Source organism: Ancylobacter oerskovii (assembly GCF_018390555.1).
GTDB lineage: Bacteria > Pseudomonadota > Alphaproteobacteria > Rhizobiales > Xanthobacteraceae > Ancylobacter > Ancylobacter oerskovii.
On sequence record NZ_JAHBGB010000002.1, the window covers coordinates 764459 to 783157 of the forward strand.

Annotated in this window: 18 protein-coding genes and 1 riboswitch; of the genes, 9 read left to right on the forward strand and 9 right to left on the reverse strand. The window is 69.0% G+C overall.

All coding sequences use genetic code 11. The features are described 5' to 3' along the window. Nucleotides 1–148: 148 nt before the first annotated feature. Nucleotides 149–820, forward strand: a complete 672-nt coding sequence (locus tag KHC19_RS03795) for a GntR family transcriptional regulator (RefSeq protein ID WP_213350682.1) — start codon at nucleotides 149–151, stop codon at nucleotides 818–820. 147 nt (nucleotides 821–967) lie between these two features. Next, nucleotides 968–1900 (forward strand): bifunctional Delta(1)-pyrroline-2-carboxylate/Delta(1)-piperideine-2-carboxylate reductase, encoded by a 933-nt coding sequence (gene lhpI, locus KHC19_RS03800; protein ID WP_213350684.1) that lies wholly within the window; start codon nucleotides 968–970, stop codon nucleotides 1898–1900. Nucleotides 1901–1920: 20 nt separating this feature from the next. Here lhpI and KHC19_RS03805 read toward each other — a convergent pair whose 3' ends face one another. The 5 genes from KHC19_RS03805 to KHC19_RS03825 all read right to left on the reverse strand — a co-directional run bounded on the left by KHC19_RS03805 (nucleotide 1921) and on the right by KHC19_RS03825 (nucleotide 7194). Then, nucleotides 1921–2142, reverse strand: coding sequence for a hypothetical protein (locus KHC19_RS03805; RefSeq protein WP_213350685.1), 222 nt, complete (start codon nucleotides 2140–2142; stop codon nucleotides 1921–1923). Nucleotides 2143–2336: 194 nt separating this feature from the next. After that, on the reverse strand, nucleotides 2337–3167 hold the full coding sequence (locus KHC19_RS03810) for an ABC transporter permease (protein ID WP_213350687.1): 831 nt from the start codon (nucleotides 3165–3167) through the stop codon (nucleotides 2337–2339). 375 nt (nucleotides 3168–3542) lie between these two features. Then, a complete protein-coding gene (locus KHC19_RS03815; protein WP_213350689.1) occupies nucleotides 3543–4394 on the reverse strand; it encodes an ABC transporter permease in 852 nt (283 codons plus the stop codon). 312 nt (nucleotides 4395–4706) lie between these two features. Then, nucleotides 4707–5993, reverse strand: a complete 1287-nt coding sequence (locus KHC19_RS03820) for an ABC transporter substrate-binding protein (RefSeq protein WP_213350690.1) — start codon at nucleotides 5991–5993, stop codon at nucleotides 4707–4709. A 106-nt stretch (nucleotides 5994–6099) separates the two neighbouring features. Beyond that, a complete protein-coding gene (locus tag KHC19_RS03825; RefSeq protein WP_213350692.1) occupies nucleotides 6100–7194 on the reverse strand; it encodes an ABC transporter ATP-binding protein in 1095 nt (364 codons plus the stop codon). Between the two features lie 328 nt (nucleotides 7195–7522). On the opposite strand from KHC19_RS03825, the gene KHC19_RS03830 reads away from it, so the two are divergent. Beyond that, complete coding sequence (locus KHC19_RS03830) at nucleotides 7523–8527, forward strand: Bug family tripartite tricarboxylate transporter substrate binding protein (protein ID WP_213350693.1); 1005 nt, start codon at nucleotides 7523–7525, stop codon at nucleotides 8525–8527. A 61-nt stretch (nucleotides 8528–8588) separates the two neighbouring features. Here the strand turns inward: KHC19_RS03830 and KHC19_RS03835 are convergent, their stop codons facing one another. The 3 genes from KHC19_RS03835 to KHC19_RS03845 form a co-directional block, all read right to left on the reverse strand. Then, nucleotides 8589–9812, reverse strand: coding sequence for a URC4/urg3 family protein (locus KHC19_RS03835; RefSeq protein WP_213350694.1), 1224 nt, complete (start codon nucleotides 9810–9812; stop codon nucleotides 8589–8591). A 60-nt stretch (nucleotides 9813–9872) separates the two neighbouring features. Further along, nucleotides 9873–10175, reverse strand: coding sequence for an alkylphosphonate utilization protein (locus KHC19_RS03840; protein ID WP_213350696.1), 303 nt, complete (start codon nucleotides 10173–10175; stop codon nucleotides 9873–9875). A 69-nt stretch (nucleotides 10176–10244) separates the two neighbouring features. Further along, complete coding sequence (locus KHC19_RS03845; RefSeq protein WP_213350698.1) at nucleotides 10245–11513, reverse strand: GTP cyclohydrolase II; 1269 nt, start codon at nucleotides 11511–11513, stop codon at nucleotides 10245–10247. Nucleotides 11514–11730: 217 nt separating this feature from the next. Between KHC19_RS03845 and upp the strand changes: the two genes are divergently transcribed. The 6 genes from upp to hemA all read left to right on the forward strand — a co-directional run bounded on the left by upp (nucleotide 11731) and on the right by hemA (nucleotide 17509). Further along, the gene (gene upp, locus KHC19_RS03850; RefSeq protein WP_213350700.1) at nucleotides 11731–12393 is read left to right on the forward strand and encodes a uracil phosphoribosyltransferase; all 663 of its coding nucleotides are present in this window, start codon (nucleotides 11731–11733) and stop codon (nucleotides 12391–12393) included. Between the two features lie 19 nt (nucleotides 12394–12412). After that, the gene (gene nikR / locus KHC19_RS03855) at nucleotides 12413–12844 is read left to right on the forward strand and encodes a nickel-responsive transcriptional regulator NikR (RefSeq protein ID WP_213350702.1); all 432 of its coding nucleotides are present in this window, start codon (nucleotides 12413–12415) and stop codon (nucleotides 12842–12844) included. A gap of 407 nt (nucleotides 12845–13251) precedes the next feature. Next, nucleotides 13252–13878: a HupE/UreJ family protein gene (locus tag KHC19_RS03860; RefSeq protein WP_213350704.1), complete on the forward strand. Its 627-nt coding sequence runs from the start codon at nucleotides 13252–13254 to the stop codon at nucleotides 13876–13878. Between the two features lie 98 nt (nucleotides 13879–13976). Continuing rightward, nucleotides 13977–14110, forward strand: a riboswitch (guanidine-I (ykkC/yxkD leader). Between the two features lie 91 nt (nucleotides 14111–14201). Next, nucleotides 14202–15407 (forward strand): agmatinase family protein, encoded by a 1206-nt coding sequence (locus KHC19_RS03865; RefSeq protein WP_213350706.1) that lies wholly within the window; start codon nucleotides 14202–14204, stop codon nucleotides 15405–15407. Between the two features lie 165 nt (nucleotides 15408–15572). Then, entirely contained in the window at nucleotides 15573–16088 is a 516-nt protein-coding gene (locus tag KHC19_RS03870) for a hypothetical protein (protein WP_213350708.1), read from the forward strand. A gap of 194 nt (nucleotides 16089–16282) precedes the next feature. After that, complete coding sequence (hemA, locus tag KHC19_RS03875; protein WP_213350709.1) at nucleotides 16283–17509, forward strand: 5-aminolevulinate synthase; 1227 nt, start codon at nucleotides 16283–16285, stop codon at nucleotides 17507–17509. Between the two features lie 41 nt (nucleotides 17510–17550). On the opposite strand, the gene KHC19_RS03880 is transcribed toward hemA, so the two are convergent. Next, nucleotides 17551–18666, reverse strand: coding sequence for an AbrB family transcriptional regulator (locus tag KHC19_RS03880; RefSeq protein ID WP_213350711.1), 1116 nt, complete (start codon nucleotides 18664–18666; stop codon nucleotides 17551–17553). Between the last annotated feature and the right edge of the window lie 33 nt (nucleotides 18667–18699).

Genomic DNA, 18699 nt, shown 5'->3' on the forward strand with positions numbered 1-18699 from the left:
TTCGACAAATATTGTGCATGCAATTTTGAAATCTTGCGTGCTTAAATTGCCGTCATGGACGCTGAAATTCTGTGCTGTATGCCCAGGGCGATTCATGCGATGACATCGGGAGATAGGCGGGCAACCCTTCGAGCAGGCGCATTCCGGCATGGTCGATGAACGGCAGACGCGCACCGAGAAGCTGGCCGGCGAGATCGCCGACGCGATCATCGACGGGTCGCTGGAACCCGGCACGCGCCTCGACGAGCACATGCTGGCGGCGCGCTACGGCACCTCGCGCACCCCGGTCCGCGAGGCGCTGCGCAAGCTCGCCACCACCGGGCTGATCGAGCTGCGCCCGCGCCGCGGCGCCATCGTCGCCGAGATCACCTCCGAGCAGCTGGAGACCCTTTTCGTCGCCATGGGCGAGTTGGAGGCCACCTGCGCGCGCCTCTCCGCGCTCAGCATGACGCCGATCGAGCGGCGGCGGCTCGGCGCCCTGCACGACAGCATGGCGGACATGGTGGTGCGCGACGATGTCGAGGCCTATGCCGCCGCGAATATCGGCTTCCACACCCTGTTCTATGCCGGCTCGCACAATCCGGTGCTGGCGGATATGGCGGCGACGCTGCGGCGGCGGCTGGCGCCGTTTCGCCGCGCCCAGTTTCGCGCCCCCGGCCGGCTGGCGCTCTCACATTCCGAGCATGGGGCGGTGATGCGGGCGGTGCTTGCCGGCGATGCCGCGAGCGCCCATGCCGCCATGCTGCACCATGTCAGCCTGGTGGAGGATGCCTTCGAGCAGCTCGCCGCCCCGCCCGCCGCCCGACGGCAGGCGCTTTGACGCTCGGCCTGTCTGATCGGCGCCGACGCAGATCCCCCGGATGCCCCCGGCGCGCCGGGTACCGGGCGCGGCGAAAGCCGCATTCCGCCGGCGCGGAACATGCACTAGCTTCCCCCGGATTCTGCCGCACCTTCAGGAGACCCGCCGATGCGCTTCTACGCCGCCGAGGAAATCGAGGCCGCCCTCGACTATCCCCGCCTCATCGCGGCGCTGCGCGAGGCCTTCGCCACCCATGACGAAGCCCTGCCGGTTCGCGGCGCCTTCGACGTCGGCACCGGCGAGGCCCCCGGCCATCTGCTCACCATGCCGGCCTGGAAGCGTGGCGAGGCGATCGGCACCAAGCTCGTCACCGTGTTCCCCAACAATGCGGCGCACGGGCTCGGCGCCGTCGCCTCGCTCTATGTGCTGTTCGACGGCGTCACCGGCCAGCCGCAGGCGGTGATGGAGGGCGACGCGATCACCAATCGCCGCACCGCCGCCGCCTCGGCGCTCGCCGCCTCCTTCCTCGCGCGGCCGGACAGCCGCACCCTGCTGATCGTCGGCACCGGCCATGTCGCGGCGCAGCTCGCCGCCGCACACCGCGCCGTCCGGCCGATCGAGAAGGTGCTGGTGTGGGGGCGCCGCGCGGAGAAGGCCGACGCGCTCGCCACCGCCATCGCGGCCAGCGGTATCGAGGCCACGGCGGTGGACGCCCTGCCCGCCGCCCTCGCCGAGGCGGACATCGTCAGTTGCGCCACCACCTCGACCGAGCCGCTGGTGAAGGGCGCCGACATCCGCCCCGGCACCCATGTCGACCTGGTCGGCGCCTTCAACCCGGCGATGCGCGAAAGCGACGACGCCCTGGTCGCCCGCGCCGAGGTGTTCGTCGACACCCGCGCCGGCGCGCTCGCCGAGGCGGGCGACCTGCTGCAGCCGCTCAAGGCGGGACGCTGGTCGGCCGACGCCCTCCGGGCGGACCTGCACGACCTCGCCCGCGACCGCCATCCCGGCCGGCGGACGGCGGAAGAGGTGACGCTGTTCAAATCGGTGGGTGCGGCGCTGGAGGATCTCGCCGCCGCGCGCCTGGTGGTGGGAAGCTGATTCGCCTCAGCGGCGAAGGGTCAGCGGATGAACTCGATGGTATCGAGCGCGATCAGCTGGTTGCCCTGGTAGTTGTTGTCGTGCAGACGGCACAGCATGAAGCGATCCGCCACCTCGATCGGCCCATAGGCGGTGACGGTGTCGCCGCTGCGCAGCTTGATGATTAGCGCGTGCTTGCGGTCGTCCTTGGCCACTTCCCTGAGCAGATCGCAGATGGTGCGGTCCGTGGTGCAGATGTTCATGGCGTTTCTCCCATAACGTCCACGCCGCTTCGGCCCGGTGGGTTCCAGCCGCACGACTTATTCTGGACATCAACCCGCCACGAACTATCCGGTTCCTTGCGCCCCCCGGCAAGCACTTTCTGCGCAAGCCTCTGTGAGGCCGAATATTTCCGCAACGGCAGGACGATTCGGCGAAAATCGGGCGGCGCCGGGGGTCAGCCCGCCACCCGGCGCGCCCGGCGGCGCCTCATCACCGCGATGGCGACGAGCGCCAGCACGATGATCGCCATCGAGAACAGCGTCGTCACCGTGCCCAGCGCATAGAGCACCGGCGTGGTGACGTTGGTGGTCATGCCGTAGATCTCCAGCGGCAGGGTGTTGAAGGTGCCGGCGGTCATCAGCGAGCGGGCGAACTCGTCATAGGACAGCGTGAAGCCGAACAGGCCGACGCCGACCAGGCTCGGCAGGATGATCGGCAGCACCACATGCGCGAAGCTCTGCCACGGCGTGGCGCCGAGGTCGCGCGCCGCTTCCTCGTAGGCCGGGTTGAAGCGGTTGAACACCGCGAACATGATCAGCAGCCCGAAGGGCAGCGTCCAGGTGAGATGCGCCCCGAAGCCGGAGGAATACCAGGCGGTCTCCAGCCCGGTCACGTTGAAGGCGAGGCCGATGCCGAGCGAGACCAGGATGGAGGGCACGATCAGGCTGGCGATGGTGAGGTAGAACAGCGGCCCGGCGCCGAGGAAGCGCCGGCGGAAGGCGAGGCCGGCCAGTAGCGACACCACCACGGTCGCCGCCATGGTCATCAGCCCGAGGACGAGCGAGCGGGAGAAGGCGCCGCCGAAATCGCCCACCGCCTGCTGCTCGAACAGCAGGTTCCTGAACCAGTGCAGCGAGGTGCCGTTCATCGGGAAGGTGAGCCCGCCATTCGGCCCCTGGAAGGACAGGATGAAGATCGTCGTCAGCGGGCCGTAGAGGAACAGCACGAACAGCACGAAGAAGGCGGTGAGGACATAGAAGCCGGGGCCGCGCCGTTCCGAGTTCATGGTTCACTCCTTCCGTGTCCGGCCGTGCTGCCGGCGTCGACCGACCTGCGTGCGTCGAGGCGCGCCGGCGCTCGCGCCTCGACACGACGAGGAATGATCGAAGCCGCGGCCCGCGCCCGGCTCCCGCCGGGAGCGCCGTCGTCCCGAGAGCCTGACCGGCACGTCCTCCGAGGATGAAGAGGTGCGCCGTCATGGCCGGGCTTGTCCCGGCCATCCACGTCTTCCGGCCGGGTACAGGCGGAAGCCAAGGCGTGGATCCCCGGGACAAGCCCGGGGATGACGCTGCGCACAGAATGTCCGCTCAGGCTCCGAGGTGCCCGGCCAGCGGCCGGGCCTCGAGGGAGGCTCGCCTCGCACACCCGCCCCGCCCGCATCTCACAGCTCCTTGCGGATGTTGACGATGCGCAATATGCCGCCGACCAGCAGCAGCACGATGATCAGGAGGATCACCGCATTCGCCGCCGCCGCCGGGTATTGCAGCAGCGCGATCTGGTTCGCCATCATCAGCCCCACCGAGGCGGACTGGCCGCCGGACATGAAGCGCACGGTGATGAAGTCCCCCATCACCAACGTCACCACGAAGATCGAACCGATGGCGATGCCGGGCTTGGCCAGCGGGATGATGACGTTGGTGAGGATCTGCCAGCCATTGGCGCCGGCATCCCGCGCCGCCTCGATCAGCGCCCGGTCGATGCGCATCAGCGTGTTGAAGATCGGCGTCACCATGAACAGCGTGTAGAGGTGCACCATGGCGAGCACCACCGCGAAATCCGAGAACAGCAGGAACTCCAGCGGCTGGTCGATCAGCCCCATCTGCATCAGCGTCTGGTTCAGGAGCCCGTTGCGGCCGAGGAACGGGATCCAGGAGATCATGCGGATGATGTTCGAGGTCAGGAACGGCACGGTGCAGACGAGGAACAGCACCATCTGCGTCGTCGTCGAGCGGATGTGGAAGGCAAGGTAATAGGCCACCCAGAAGCCGACGAACAGCGTCGCCGCCCAGACGATCGCCGTGTATTTGAACGTGTTGAGATAGGTGTTCCACGTCACCGGCGAGGTGATCGTCTCCTCGTAATTGGTGAAGACGAAGGCCGGGAAGATCTGGATGGAATCATAGTCCCAGAAGCTCACCATCACGATGGTGGCGATGGGCAGCACCAGGAACGCCGCCAGGATCAGCGTCAGCGGCGTCGCCTGGAGATAGGGCGCGAAGCGTGAAAGCGTCATGCGGGCGTTCCGGTTCGAAGCAACGGCACGGCATTGGCGGGCAGAGACAGCGGCACGGTGCCCGGATCCTTCGAGGCTCGCTGCGTTCGCAGCTCAGGATGAGGGGCTCCTTCGGTCAGGCTCGGAGGACCAGGATGCCCGGGCAGGGATCGGAAGAAGGAAGGGGCGGACTTTCCCGTTCTTCCGCTCCTCATGCTGAGGTGCGAGCGACAGCGAGCCTCGAAGCACGCTGACGCTCGCCCCCCCTCACCCCACCCCTCTCCCCCCACGGGGAGAGGGAGAAGGAGGCGTTGCCTCGGCAGGCGCCCTTCCTCACGCGGCGATGAACTCGTTCCAGCGGCGGACCATGTAGCGGTCCTCGTCCATCACCGAGTTCCAGCAGGCGACCGCGCCCATGCGCTCCTTGAAGGAGCCGCCGTCGCGCACCGCGCCCGCCGTGTACATCACCTTGCCCTCCGGCGAGAGGATGTCGGCCTTGGCCGGCTGGCCGAGCATCCAGAACGCCCATTCGTCCGGGGTCATGTTCTTCTCGGCGGTGGAGAGCACCGCGGAATAGTAGCCCTGGCGGTTGAGATAGGCGCCGACCCAGCCGGACAGGTACCAGTTGATGTATTCATAGGCGGCGTCGAGCTGCGCGCCCTTGAGATGCTTGGCGATGCCGAGGCCGCCGCCCCAGGCGCGATAGCCTTCCTCCAGCGGCTGGTAGACGCAGGGGATGCCCTTGGAGCGCACCGCCGCCACCGCCGGCGACCACATGGACTGGATCACCACCTCGCCGGAGGCCATCAGGTTCACGCTCTCGTCGAAGGTCTTCCAGAAGGCGCGGAACTGGCCGGCCTTCTTGGTCTTGATCAGGAAATCGACGGTGCCGTCGATCTCCGCCTTGGTCATGTTGCCCTTGTCGCCATAGGTCATGATGCCGGCGCTCTCGCAGATCATCGCCGCGTCCATGATGCCGATGGACGGGATGTTGATGATCGAGGTCTTGCCCTTGAAGGCCGGGTCGAGGATGTCCTTCCAGTTCTTGATCGGCCGGCCGACGAGGTCGGGGCGGATGCCCAGCGTGTCGGCGTTGTAGATGGTGGGGATCAGCGTCATCCACTGGGTGGGCGCCTTGGCAAACACCTTGGAGTCCGGTCCCTCGACGAAGCCCACCGTGTTCGGCGCCGTGCCCTGGGCGATCTTCGATTCCGGCGTCAGCTTGCCGGTGGTGAAGATCGGCACGATCTGGTCGTAATACTTGATCTTGGTGACGTCCATCGGCTGCAGCGTGCCGGCCGGGAACACCTTCTTGCAGATCCAGTATTCGATGTCGGCGATGTCGAAGCTGTTCGCCTGCGTCACCACGCGCTGCGACACCGCGTCGGAATCGAGCGCGGTCATCTGCAGGGTGATGCCGAGGTCGGCCTTGCACTTCTCGGCGATGGCGTTGAGGTTCGAGACGCCGGTGCCGAACTGGCGCAGCGTGATCGGGTTCTGCGCCCAGATGGTGGGAAAGCCGGTGACGACGCCGGCACCGGCGGCGAGGCCGCCGGCCGCGGCCGCGCCCTTGAGCAGCTGGCGGCGGCTCACGCCCTTCGAGTTGGTCTTCTTCGTCATGTCTGTCTCCCGAGATGTCGTTTGGCCGGGATCTCGCGCCACGGCCATGTCTTCGTGTCGGCGTCTTCGTGTCGGCGTCTTGGTGTCGGCGTCTGTCGTGTCGGCGTCAGGCGGAAGGCGAAGGCTTGAGGAGGTGGATGTCGTCCGGCGTCCAGGCGAGCGGCACCGCGTCGCCGATGGAGAGCGGCCTGGCGAAGAAGGCGGATTCCGGCACCTGAACCGCGAAGTCGTCGACCCCGGGCGCGGCCAGCGCCACCTGCACCTTCTGGCCGTGATATTCGATGTTCTGCACCAGTCCGGTCAGGCCGCAGCCGGGCGTCGACGGCTCGCCGATGCGGATGCGGTCGGTGCGCACCGCGATCTCCACCGGCGCGCCGGCCTCCAATCCTTCCTCGTCCGGCGCCTTGAAGGTGGCGCCGCCCGGCACCTCGAAGGTGAAGCCGTCCCCCGCCCGCCCGGCGACCCGGCCGGCGATGACGTTGTGGTCGCCCATGAAGCGGGCGACGAAGGCGGTGGCCGGCCGGTTGAACACCTCGCGCGGCGTCGCCGCCTGCTCGATGCGCCCGCCATTCATCACCACCACCAGGTCGGAGAGCGCCATCGCCTCCTCCTGGCTGTGGGTGACGTGGATGAAGGAGATGCCGAGCTGCAATTGCAGCTTCTTCAGCTCCTGCCGCACCTTGATCTTGAGGAAGGGATCGAGGGCCGAGAGCGGCTCGTCGAGCAGCAGCGCCTGCGGGTCGGTGATCAGCGCGCGCGCCAGCGCCACCCGCTGCTGCTGCCCCCCGGAGAGCTGCGCCGGCCGCCGCTCGGCAAGGTGGTCGAGTTGCACCAGCTTCAGCATTTCCAGCGCCCTGCCGCGGCGCGTGGCCTTGTCGATGCCCCGCATCTTCAGCGAGAAGGCGACATTGTCGACGCTGTCGAGATGCGGGAACAGCGCATAGCTCTGGAACATCATCGCCGTGCCGCGCCGGGCCGGCGGCAGGTCCGTCACCACCGCCGGGCCGAGGCGGATGTCGCCTTCGGTGATGCTTTCATGCCCGGCGATCATGCGCAGCGTGGTGGTCTTGCCGCAGCCGGAAGGGCCGAGCAGGCAGCAATAGGTGCCGGCGGGGATCTTCAGCGTCACCGCGTCGACCGCCAGCGCCAGCCCGTAGCGCTTGGTCACCCGGATCAGCTCGATGTCGGCGCCCTTGCTCATCTGGCCTGCCACCCTCTCCGCTCGTCGGATCCGGGCATCGCAAGGCCTGTGCCAGTTGCCGCAGGGATGGGCGGGCGCCGGTTTCGGCGCCGGGCAGGCGCGGCGGGGAAAAGGAGCCGCCGGGCCGGCGCCCAGCTTTTGGGCATCCCGGGCCACGCTTGCCTAGATAGGATACGATTTTTCCACGGATCGAATACAATCGAAGAAAACTCGCCGTCCATTGGTCGAACTTGCCCGAGCAACCGTTGAGCCCGGCCGCCAAATCGGGGAACGTGGCGCAAGGGCACTCTCACAAGATGCCGCCATCCGTCCCCATGGGAGATCCGCCATGTTCCGCCTTCCGCCCCGCGCCGCCCTCGGCGCCACGTTCCGCGCGCTCCTCGCCGCCGCCGGCGCCGCGACCTTCGCGCTCGCCGCCGGTCCCGCCGGCGCCCAGGGCTTTCCCGAGCGCCCCGTCACCCTCGTCATTCCCTTCCCGGCGGGCGGCTCCACCGATCTCGTCGGCCGTCTGGTCGCCGAGCGCATGAGCGCCGAGCTCGGCCAGCCGGTGGTGGTGGAGAACAAGGGCGGGGCCGGCGGCAATCTCGGCGCGGCGCAGGTGGCGAAGGCCAACCCGGACGGCTACACCATCCTCATGGGCACCGTCGCTACCCACGCCCTCAACCCGGCGCTGTACAAGAAGATTCCCTACGACGCGGAAAAGAGCTTCGCGCCCATCTCGCTGCTGGTGGTGGTGCCGAACGTGCTGGTGGTGAACCCGGACTTCCCGGCGAAGACCGTGCCGGAACTCGTCGAGCTGCTCAAGAAGAACCCCGACAAGTACAGCTACGCCTCCTCCGGCAACGGCACGCCGCTGCATCTTTCCGGCGAGCTGTTCAAGAGCCTGGCCGGGGTGCAGATGCAGCACATCCCCTATCAGGGCGCCGGGCCGGCGCTGAACGACGTGCTGGCCAACCAGGTGCCGATCATGTTCGACAACCTCCCCTCCTCGGCCGGCCACATCAAGAGCGGCAAGCTGCGGGCGCTGGGCGTCACCACCGCCAAGCGCGCCCCGTCCTTCCCGGATATCCCGGCCATCGCCGAGACCATACCGGGCTACGAGACCTATACGTGGAACGCGCTGTTCGCCCCGGCCGGCACGCCGCCGGAAGTGGTCGCCAAGCTGAACGCCGCCGCCAACAAGTCGCTCGCCGACCCGAAGGTGCAGGCCCGCCTCGCCGATTTCAGCGCCACCGTCGTCGGCTCGACGCCCGAGGAGCTCGGCGCGCATGTGAAGGCCGAGCTCGCCAAATGGGCGCCGATCGTGAAGGCGTCGGGCGCCCAGGTCGACTGAGGCGCCCCTCCCGCAACAGCGTCATGCCCGGGCTCGTCCCGGGCATGTGCGTCTTCAGGGCCTAGAACACCGTGCCATCGGCATCGATGGCGATGGGGGGCGGGCCGCCCGGGCGCTTCTGCGCCGCGATCTGCCGGCCCGCCGTCCATGTCCCGCCCTGCAGCAGCTTGGCCAGCGGAAACGCCGCCGCATCCAGCCCCAGCCGCTCGCGCACCCGGTCGGCGAGCCGGTCCATCAGCGCCACGGTGAGCGCCCGCCACTCGACGATCATCTCCGAATCCACCGGATGCTTCTGCGCCGGGTCGACGGGCGCGCGCGGCACGATCAGCCCGAGATCCACCAGAAGGCCGCCATTGCGGTATTCCGGCAGCGCCGTGAGGTCGTCGAGGTCGACCACCGCCACGCCGGCCGCCTCGAAGGGCTCCAGCAGCGAGTAGGTCAGCCACTGCGACAGCTTGTGGAACGGCACCAGCCCGGCCGAGCGGTCGGGTACCACGATCGCCGGATGCCGGCCGACATCGCCCAGCACCACGCCGTCGACCACCAGCCCCGCCGGCCAGATCGAGGACAGCCCGTCGAGCAGCGCCTCCAGGATGCGGGCCGCCGGCAGCCGGCCGAGCCGCGCCTGCGGCAGCAGCGCGTCGATCAGCCCGCCCGGCCGCGTCGCACCGTCGCCGAACAGGTCCGGGCGAGCGGCCATCGCCGCGCCGAGCCGGTTGAGCAGCGCCACCCGCCCCTCGAGCCCCACCAGCGGGTTGTCGGGCCCCACCTGGAAATGCCGGGCCAGCGTCGTGGCGTCGAGACCGATGAGCGCCTGCGCGTCGACGCGCAACGGCACCGACGGATCGGAGGAGAACGCCCCCGCCTCGAACATGCGCAGGCTGGCGACCCCCAGCCCTTCCGAGCGCGTCACCGTCAGCCCGGTGGCCGCCTCATGGTAGCGCCAGGCGTCGCCCGCCCCGGCGTCGAGCAGCACGCTCGCCACCGCGAGGTCGACCATGATCCGCGCCGTCTCCAGCGGATCGGCCTCGAGCCGTGCGGCCAAGGCCTCCCAGCGGGCCACGCCGCCGGCATCGAAATGCCGCCAGCGGCTGTGATAGGGAATGTCGAGCGTGGGATAGGCGCGGCGCGTCACCTCCGCCACATAGTCCGCCACCGTGTCGAGCGCGCCCTCGTCGAGGGTGAAATACGGCGAGTTCCCCGCCTGCACATGGTCGAGCACGCTGTGGCTGCGGGCGCGCACGGCATGGGGGGAGCGCAGGGCGGCGAGTTCGGGCGGGATCATGCGGCGTCCTTGTTCGAATGACGGGAAGGCGGCGCTCGCCGCCTTCCGGGCCGGCGGTCCTCAGCGCTTGCGCACGAATTCCGTGCGCAGCACCAGGCCCTTGATGCTGTCGTGGCGGCAGTCGATCTCCTCGGGATTGTCGGTGAGGCGGATCGAACGGATCACCGTGCCCTGCTTCAGCGTCTGGCCGGCGCCCTTCACCTTCAGGTCCTTGACCAGCACCACCGAGTCCCCGTCGGCGAGGATGTTGCCGGCGGCGTCGCGCACCGCGCTCGCCAGCGCCGCCTCGGCCTTCACCTCGGAGGCCGGCCGCCACTCGCCGGTCGCCTCGTCATACACATAGTCTTCGTCGTCGCCGGCCATGCCCGCCTCTGCTGTTCAGGAAAACGCCCGACGCACGCAGGCGCCGGGCGCGGATGACAGGGGCCGCGGCTAGTCCTTCAACCCCCGCCCCTGCGTCGCATCATACTGGCTCTGGAAGCCGGCACCGTAATAGCCGGCCGAGACCTTGGCTTCCATCTCGACGCGCGCATCCGGCGGGATCAGCTCGTCGGGGATCGGCACCCGCTCGACCACCTCGATGCCGGCGCGGTCGAGCGCGTTGAACTTCATGTCGCTCATCGAGGCGAAGCGGTCGATCTTCGTAATGCCCAGCCAGTGGAACACGTCCGGCATCAGCTCCTGGAAGCGCATGTCCTGCACGCCGGCGACGCATTCGGTCCGCTTGAAATAGGCGTCCGGCCGGTCGCCGCCCTCCTGCCGCTTGCGGGCGTTGTAGACGAGGAACTTCGTCACCTCGCCGAGCGCCCGGCCCTCCTTGCGGTTGTAGACCACGAGGCCGGTGCCGCCCTTCTGCGCCATCTCCACGCACAATTCGATTCCATGCGCGAGATAGGGCCGGCAGGTGCAGATGTCGGAGGAGAACACGTCGGAGCCGTTGCACTCGTCATGCACGCGGCAGGCGATGGGGGTGACGCCGTCGCCGATCTTCGACGGGTCGCCGAACATGTAGAGCGTCATGCCGCCGATGGGCGGCAGGAACACCTTCAGGTCGCCGCGCGTCACCAGTTCGGGGAACATGCCGCCGGTATATTCGAACAGCGCCCGCCGCAGCTGCCCCTCGCCCATGCCAAAGCGCTGGGCGATGCCGGGCAGGTACCACACCGGGTCGATCGCCGCCTTGGTGACGCGCACATCGCCCTTGGGGCCGATGATGTCGCCGTCGATCCTCAGGCGCCCGGCGCGGATGGCGTCGCGGATCTCCGGCATGTCGATATGGGCGCGGGTCACTGCGATGGTGGGGCGCACGTCGAGCCCCTGGGCGATCAGATCGCCGAACGCCTCGCCGATCATGTGGCCATAGGGATCGATGGAGACGATCTTCGCCGGGTCGGCCCATTGCGGATGCGGGCCGATGAGATCCGACGGCGCGGTATTGGTGAGGTCGGCCTTGAAGTCGGCCGGCAGCGCCCCGGCGGCGATGGCGAGCGCGCGATACACCGAATAGCCGCCGCCATGGGTGCCGATGGCGTTGCGTCGCTTCGGATCGGTGAGGGTCGCCACCACCGGGCCGCGCTGGGCCGCGGTCGGCGCGCCCCAGTCGAGCGCGGGCGCGGTTCCCGACACGCCGGTCGGGGCGCCGTGGGAGGTGAGGACGATGTGATTGCGGGAACGACCGCCGGAACCGGTGGTGACGGACATGATGGGCTCGCTTCTCGCCCGGCCTTGGCGGCCGGTCCTCGGGAAGCACTGAATGTGAGCGCGATATGTGACGTTCTGCAAGAGGGGCGGCGCCGAACCGCGAAAAATTTCGGACGGACTGGTCCGAAATTTGTATCGCCGAATGTATCGTCCTTCGCGTTTCCGCTAGCTTGTGGAACTCTGCGTCGCGTTTCATCCAGCCTTCAGCGAGCATCCCATGGCCATGCCCGACACCGCCACCGTCACCGCCCCGGCCTCCACCGTCGTGGTCGATCACCCGCTGATCCAGCACAAGCTCACGCTGATGCGCCGCTCGCGCACGCCGGCCAACGAGTTCCGGCTGCTGCTGCGCGAGATCAGCATGCTGCTCGCCTATGAGGTGACGCGCGACATGCCGCTGGAGATGATCGAGATCGAGACGCCGCTTACCACCATGCAGGCGCCGATCCTGTCGGGAAAGAAGCTCTGCCTCGTCTCGGTGCTGCGCGCCGGCGGCGGCATCCTGGAAGGCATGCTGGAGATCCTGCCGGCCGCCCGCGTCGGCCATGTCGGCCTCTACCGCGACCCGGTGTCGCTGCAGGCGGTGGAATATTATCTCAAGCTGCCGCGCGACATTTCCGAGCGCACCGCCATCGTGCTCGACCCGATGCTGGCCACCGGCAATTCGGCGGCGGCGGCGGTCGACCAGGTGAAGGCGGCCGGCTGCCAGTCGATCAAGTTCGTCTGCCTCATCGCGGCGCCGGAAGGGCTGAAGGTGTTCCACGACGCGCATCCCGACGTGCCCGTCTACACCGCGGCGGTTGACAGCCACCTCAACGACCACGGCTATATCGTGCCCGGCATCGGCGACGCCGGCGACCGAATCTTCGGCACCAAATAAGGCTCCAGAGCGAGGCAGCATGCAGCGCGTGACCGTGACCATCGACGACGCGCTGCTCGCCGCCCTCGACGCCCATGCCGCGCGGCACGGCTACGGCAACCGTTCCGAGGCGATCCGCGACGCCCTGCGCACCGCCCTCCTCGGCACCGACGCCGCCCCGGCGGCGGACACCGCGCCCTGCGTCGCCACGCTCAGCTATGTCTATGAGCACGAGAAGCGCGAGCTCGCCCGCCGCCTCGCTCAGGTACAGCACGGCCATCACGACCTCACGGTGGCGGCGCTGCATGTCCATCTCGATCACGGCACCTGCCTCGAGGTCTCGGTGCTGCGCGGGCCGGCCGGCGAGGTGAAGCAACTCGCCGACGCCGTCGTCACCCAGCGCGGCGTCCGCTACGGGCAGTTGCATCTGGTGCCGGCCGGGGAGGAGCCGCACGCGCATCGGGACGACTGAGGCGCGTGCGGGGTCAGTGGAAACCGCGTGCGTGCTTCGAGACGCAGGGCTCCGCCCTGTTCCTCGGCAGGAGGAGGTATCCCGGCCACTCCTCGATGCTTTGCTCGAACAGCCATCCCGGCTCGCCCCAACTCCCCGGCATGAGAAGGTTCGACCTCCACTCGGCCCATCCTCATCCAGAGGTGTCCGGCGCAGCCGGGCCTCGAAGGACGCAGGCCCTTCCCCGCCCTCGCTCCCACCTCGTTCACTCCCGGTGAAAACCTCTTCGCAGATGCGAAAACCGGATTGACCCACCTCCACCCCGGCGTATGCTGATTCAGTCAAATCGTCATATGCAGACGTACGCACCGGGCCTCTCCCGCGCCGGGAATCCCCGAAGGCGGCCTGCCTGTCCAACGGGGCCTGTCATGTCGAATGCCGTCTCCACACGTCTCCGCCGCCACACCGCCCGTGCTGCGCTCGCCGCCGGCTTCGCGCTCGTCCCCGCCCTCGCCTTCGCCCATCCCGGCCATGGCGAGGCAGCCGGCCTCGTGCACGGCTTCCTGCATCCGATCGGCGGGCTCGACCATGTGCTCGCCATGGTGGCGGTCGGCATCTTCGCCGCCCAGCTCGGCGGCCGCGCCATCTGGGCGGTGCCGGCCACCTTCGTGGCGCTGATGGCCGCCGGCGGCGCGCTCGGCATGTGGGGCGTCGACCTGCCCTTCGTCGAGCTCGGCATCGTCGGCTCCATCGTGGCGCTCGGCCTCGTGGTCGCGCTGGGCTGGAAGAACGCGCCGCTCGGCGCCGCCATGGCGCTGGTCGGTTTCTTCGCGGTGTTCCACGGCCATGCCCATGGCACGGAGATGCCCACCGACGCGTCCGGCCTCGCCTATGCCGCCGGCTTCCTGGCCGCCACGACGGTGCTGCACCTCGCCGGCATCGGCATCGGCCTTGCACTCGGCAAGCTCGGCGAGACCCGCGCGCCGCGCCTCACCCAGGCGCTGGGCGCGGTGGTGGCGGTGGCCGGCCTCGGCCTGCTGTCCGGCGTGATCTGACGCGCGCGCCACTTCGCGTCGCCGCCGAAATTTTCGGCGTTCCGGCACGCAGGTGCCGCTATTCCGGGCTTCCGATCCATCGGGAGCCCGTTTATTTTCGGCACTGTCCCTAGGGTTCCGGCATCGGCGATGCGTCTGGTCCGAGAGGGACAACCCGGCGGCCGGAGCTTCCTCCCGGAGGTTCGCTCCACCACATGCGCCGGGTCCACGGCGGGATAAAAGCCCGGGAGGCTCGCGCGAGCGGTTCGCGGCGTGACCCTCCGGCTCATCCCGAGGGCTCTCCAAGGACCGGTCGCAAGGACTGATCGCAAGGAGAGAACCTGATGCGTTCCCATCCCACCCGTTCGACCCGTTTCGCCGGCCTCGCCCCGGCCCCCGCCCGCAAGCGCCGCCACCATCCCAATTTCGAGATCAAGGGAATGCAGGGCTGGAAGGCGCTGGAGGCCGAGGAAGGCCTCTCCGAGGCCGGCTGGCGCAAGGAACAGCAATGGGCGCTCGACATGGGCCTGCCCGGCGCCGACAGCATCACCGACAAGTCGATCCCGACCTTCGCGCGCGGCGAGCTGCCGCATTTCGCCGGCATCAACACCTTCCTCAAGGCGCCCTATGTCGAGAATGTCCGCGACGTCGGCAAATATGACGCCGCCGTCATGGGCATTCCGTTCGACAGCGGCACCACCTATCGCCCCGGCACCCGCTTCGGGCCGCAGGGCATCCGCCGGATCTCCGCGCTCTACACGCCCTACAATTACGAGCTCGGCGTCGACCTGCGCGAGCAGATGACGCTGTGCGACGTCGGCGACGTGTTCACCATTCCCGCCAATCTGGAAAAGAGCTTCGACCAGATCTCGCGCGGCGTCAGCCACGTCTTCTCCTCCGGCGCGCTGCCGATCATGCTGGGCGGCGACCATTCGATCGGCTTTCCCTGCGTGCGCGGCATCGCCGAATGCACCTCCAAGCGCATCGGCATCATCCATTTCGACCGCCACATCGACATCCAGGAGAAGGATCTCGACGAGCGGATGCACACCACGCCGTGGTACTGGGCGACCAACCTGCCCAACGTCTCGCCGAAGAACCTCGTCCAGCTCGGCATCGGCGGCTGGCAGGTGCCGCGCTACGGCGTGCAGGAGGCGAGGAAGCGCGGCACCAACGTGCTGACCATCGACGACATCGAGAAGATCGGGCTGGAGAAGGCCGCCGAGATCGCGCTGGAGCTCGCCTGGAAGGACGCCGACGCGGTGTACATCTCCTTCGACGTCGACAGCATCGACTGCGGCTTCGTGCCGGGCACCGGCTGGCCGGAGCCGGGCGGCTTCCTGCCGCGCGAGGCCCTGAAGATCCTCGGCCTCGTCGCCGCCGAGGGCCTGTGCGGGCTGGAGGTGGTGGAGGTCTCGCCGCCCTACGACACCTCCGACATCACCGCCCTGTTCGGGCTGCGCGTCGTCGTCGAGGCGCTCGGCTCGATGGTGGCGCACGGCAAGATGGGCGCCCACAGGCACATCATCGACAAGCCGGTGAATTTCTGAGGCGGTTCGTCGCTCTTCAAACAGTGCGCCGTCATGCCCGGGCTCGGCCCGGGCATCCACGACTTCAGCGAAGCACACCGGCGCAAGACGTGGATGGCCGGGTCAAGCCCGGCCATGACCGATCCTGTACCTGAGCCGTGACAGAACGAATAGGGACGTTTTCCAATGCATCGCGGACACGACCACGATCATCCTCACGACCACGGCGCGGGAAGCCACACTCACGGCCATGCCCACGCCCATGCCCACAGCCACTCCCACGCCGGGCACAATCACGGCCACGGCCCGGCCCGCGTCGCCCAGTGGCAGACCCCGCATTTGCCCGATGCCCCGCCGCCGGAGGATCACCATCACGACGAGCCCGATCTCGACCTCGTCGAGCAGGCCTTCGTCGAGGGCTTCGCGAGCGCCTCGGATCCCACCAGCTTCCTGCGCCTCGCCCGCGTGCCCTTCGACGCCCGCGCCGAGGACGGCACGCGCCTCAGCCTGCTGCGGGTGGAAAGCCATGCCGCCACCGATGTCGGCGCGGTGATGCCGCATCTGGGCGGCGGCAGCTTCCGCTACGATCCCTTGCCGAAAGCCATGGTGTCGCGCCGCCAGCAGCTGCGCTTCGTCTATTTCGACGGCGCGGCCACGCGCGCGCTGCCGCTGGCGCAAGTGCGCAAGCTGACGGAGATCTAAGCCGCGACAGGCCGTTCCGCTCGCGCAGTCGTGACATCGGCGTGTCGCAATGCCACGCGTCTGGGGGCCGTATGGGCGTTTTGTCCGGTTGATCGGAACCGATCCAAAGTTCATCTTGCCCGCGACGCCCGTCGGGGCGGGCGGCCGCCGGCATGACGGCCACGCCTGCCCGGCGAAGCAGAGTGGATGCATTGATGGATTATACCCGGATCTTCGAAGCCGCCGTCGAGACGTTGAAGAGCGAGCGGCGCTACCGCACCTTCGCGGAGATCGAGCGCGACGTCGCCCGCTTCCCGCGCGCCACCTGGCATTCGCCGAAGGGCGCCCGCGAGATCGTCATCTGGTGCTCGAACGATTATCTGGGCATGGGATGCCATGAGAGCGTCGTCGAGGCGATGTGCGCCTCCGCCCGCACGGTCGGCGCCGGCGCCGGCGGCACCCGCAACATTTCCGGCAACAGCCACGCCATCGTCGAACTGGAGCGCGAGCTCGCCGACCTTCACGGCAAGGAGGCCGGCCTCGTCTTCACCTCCGGCTACATCTCCAACGAGACCGGCATCTCGACCCTCGCCCGGCTGATCCCGGACTGCCTGATCCTTTCCGACGCGCTCAACCACAATTCGATGATCGAGGGCGTGCGCCATGCCGGGCGCGACAAGGCGGTGTTCCGCCACAACGACCTCGCCCATCTGGAGCAGCTGCTCGCGGGCGCCGGCGACCGGCCGAAGCTGGTGGTGTTCGAGAGCGTCTATTCGATGGATGGCGACGTGGCGCCGATCGGCGCCATCTGCGATCTCGCCGAGAAATACGGCGCCATGACCTATCTCGACGAGGTGCACGCGGTCGGCATGTACGGCCCGCGCGGCGCCGGCCTCGCCGAGCGCGACGGGGTGATGCACCGGGTCGACGTCATCGAGGGCACGCTGGGCAAGGCCTTCGGCGTGGTCGGCGGCTACATCACGGGCAAGCGGGCGGTGATCGACGCCGTGCGCTCCTATGCGCCGGGCTTCATCTTCACCACCGCCCTGCCGCCGGCGGTCGCCGCCGCGGCCGCCGCCTCGGTGCGCCATCTCAAGGCGTCGAGCGTCGAGCGCGACCGCCAGCAGGAGCAGGTCGCCAAGGTGAAGAACGCCTTCGAGGCCGCCGGCCTGCCGCTCGTCGTCACCGACACCCACATCGTGCCGGTGATGGTGGGCGATGCCGAGCTGTGCAAGGCCGCGAGCGACCTGCTGCTCGCCGAGCACGGCATCTACATCCAGCCGATCAACTATCCCACCGTGCCCCGCGGCACCGAGCGGCTGCGCATCACCCCCGGCCCGCGGCACGACGACGCCCTCGTCGAGGCGCTCACCGCGGCGATGGTGGATGTGTGGACACGGCTCGGCCTGCGCTTCGTCACGCAGGCGGAAGCGGCCGAATAGGCCGGAAGCAGGGAGCCGGCCACCCGCGCCGGCCGGGCGGGTCAGTCCTTCGGATCGGCATCGGGATCGGAGGTGCCGGGCTTGGGCACCGCCGCCGGGCCGAACACGAAGCGCACGACCAGCGGCAGCGCCAGCGACAGCCCGACGAAGCGCGCCAGATGGTGGGCGGCGACGAAGGCCGGATCGACGCCCAGCACGAAGGCCATGATGGTCATCGCCTCCAGCGCGCCGGGCACATAGGCGAGGAACACCTTGGGCAGCGGCTCGCCGGCGATCCAGGCCGCCGCGAGGGCGAACAGGAAGGCGACGCTCACCGCCACCGTCAGGGCCACCAGCCCGTCGATGAAGAAGCGCCGCAGCGTCGCCATCGAGGTGCCGGCGAAGCGCGCGCCGGAATTGGCGCCGAGGATCACGAAGCAGACGATCAGCAGCAGATCGGGCAGCCGGCCCTCCACGAGGCCGGCCCCGTGCAGCACGCCGCTGGTCAGCATGGCGCCGACCATGGCGCCGCCGGGAAAGCGTACCCGCTCGAACAGGAAGCCGCCGAGCGCCCCGGCGCCGAGCGACAGCAGGAGATTGTAGAGATCCGGCGCCACCGGGTTGATCGGCAGCGTCCCGGCGGGCTGGTGCCCGAGCCCGCCCATCGCCGCCGGCAGCAGCGCCACCAGCACGAACAGCCGCAGCGACTGGCCGAACACCACGCGCCGCACGTCGGCGCCCGAGGTCTCCGCCATGATCAGCACGGCGGACAGCGCCCCCGGCGCGGCGGCGAAGAAGGCGCTGCGCCGGTCCCATTTGGCGACCTTCTCCAGATAGAGCCCGACCGCCAGCATCATCGCCGGCAGCGAGATCATCAGGATCGCCATGGTGGCCGGCCAGCTGGCGATGCCGCGCAGCGTATCCGGCGACACCGCCGAGCCCATGGAGGTGCCGAGCAGCACGAAGGTGACGTCGCGCAGCCGGCGGCCGATCCCGACCGGCGCCCCGGCCAGCGAGGCGACGGCGCAGGCGACCAGCGCCCCCGACAGCCAGCCGGCGGGCATGCCGAGAAAGGCGAACAGCCCGCCGCCGGCCAGGGCCAGCGCCAGCGTCGCGGCGGTTCGGGCAAGTCCGCGCAGGCGGTTGCGGCGGGGTTCGGAAGACTGCGGATGCGGCATGAACGGCGATTTGGGTTGCTGGGGATCAATGCG

What these genes read in the sequence shown, in the direction of transcription:
- KHC19_RS03795 (WP_213350682.1), top strand. Translation starts at nt 149, where the DNA reads ATGGTCGATGAACGGCAGACGCGCACCGAGAAGCTGGCCGGCGAGATC.
- lhpI (WP_213350684.1), top strand. Translation starts at nt 968, where the DNA reads ATGCGCTTCTACGCCGCCGAGGAAATCGAGGCCGCCCTCGACTATCCC.
- KHC19_RS03805 (WP_213350685.1), bottom strand. Translation starts at nt 2,142, where the DNA reads ATGAACATCTGCACCACGGACCGCACCATCTGCGATCTGCTCAGGGAA.
- KHC19_RS03810 (WP_213350687.1), bottom strand. Translation starts at nt 3,167, where the DNA reads ATGAACTCGGAACGGCGCGGCCCCGGCTTCTATGTCCTCACCGCCTTC.
- KHC19_RS03815 (WP_213350689.1), bottom strand. Translation starts at nt 4,394, where the DNA reads ATGACGCTTTCACGCTTCGCGCCCTATCTCCAGGCGACGCCGCTGACG.
- KHC19_RS03820 (WP_213350690.1), bottom strand. Translation starts at nt 5,993, where the DNA reads ATGACGAAGAAGACCAACTCGAAGGGCGTGAGCCGCCGCCAGCTGCTC.
- KHC19_RS03825 (WP_213350692.1), bottom strand. Translation starts at nt 7,194, where the DNA reads ATGAGCAAGGGCGCCGACATCGAGCTGATCCGGGTGACCAAGCGCTAC.
- KHC19_RS03830 (WP_213350693.1), top strand. Translation starts at nt 7,523, where the DNA reads ATGTTCCGCCTTCCGCCCCGCGCCGCCCTCGGCGCCACGTTCCGCGCG.
- KHC19_RS03835 (WP_213350694.1), bottom strand. Translation starts at nt 9,812, where the DNA reads ATGATCCCGCCCGAACTCGCCGCCCTGCGCTCCCCCCATGCCGTGCGC.
- KHC19_RS03840 (WP_213350696.1), bottom strand. Translation starts at nt 10,175, where the DNA reads ATGGCCGGCGACGACGAAGACTATGTGTATGACGAGGCGACCGGCGAG.
- KHC19_RS03845 (WP_213350698.1), bottom strand. Translation starts at nt 11,513, where the DNA reads ATGTCCGTCACCACCGGTTCCGGCGGTCGTTCCCGCAATCACATCGTC.
- upp (WP_213350700.1), top strand. Translation starts at nt 11,731, where the DNA reads ATGGCCATGCCCGACACCGCCACCGTCACCGCCCCGGCCTCCACCGTC.
- nikR (WP_213350702.1), top strand. Translation starts at nt 12,413, where the DNA reads ATGCAGCGCGTGACCGTGACCATCGACGACGCGCTGCTCGCCGCCCTC.
- KHC19_RS03860 (WP_213350704.1), top strand. Translation starts at nt 13,252, where the DNA reads ATGTCGAATGCCGTCTCCACACGTCTCCGCCGCCACACCGCCCGTGCT.
- KHC19_RS03865 (WP_213350706.1), top strand. Translation starts at nt 14,202, where the DNA reads ATGCGTTCCCATCCCACCCGTTCGACCCGTTTCGCCGGCCTCGCCCCG.
- KHC19_RS03870 (WP_213350708.1), top strand. Translation starts at nt 15,573, where the DNA reads ATGCATCGCGGACACGACCACGATCATCCTCACGACCACGGCGCGGGA.
- hemA (WP_213350709.1), top strand. Translation starts at nt 16,283, where the DNA reads ATGGATTATACCCGGATCTTCGAAGCCGCCGTCGAGACGTTGAAGAGC.
- KHC19_RS03880 (WP_213350711.1), bottom strand. Translation starts at nt 18,666, where the DNA reads ATGCCGCATCCGCAGTCTTCCGAACCCCGCCGCAACCGCCTGCGCGGA.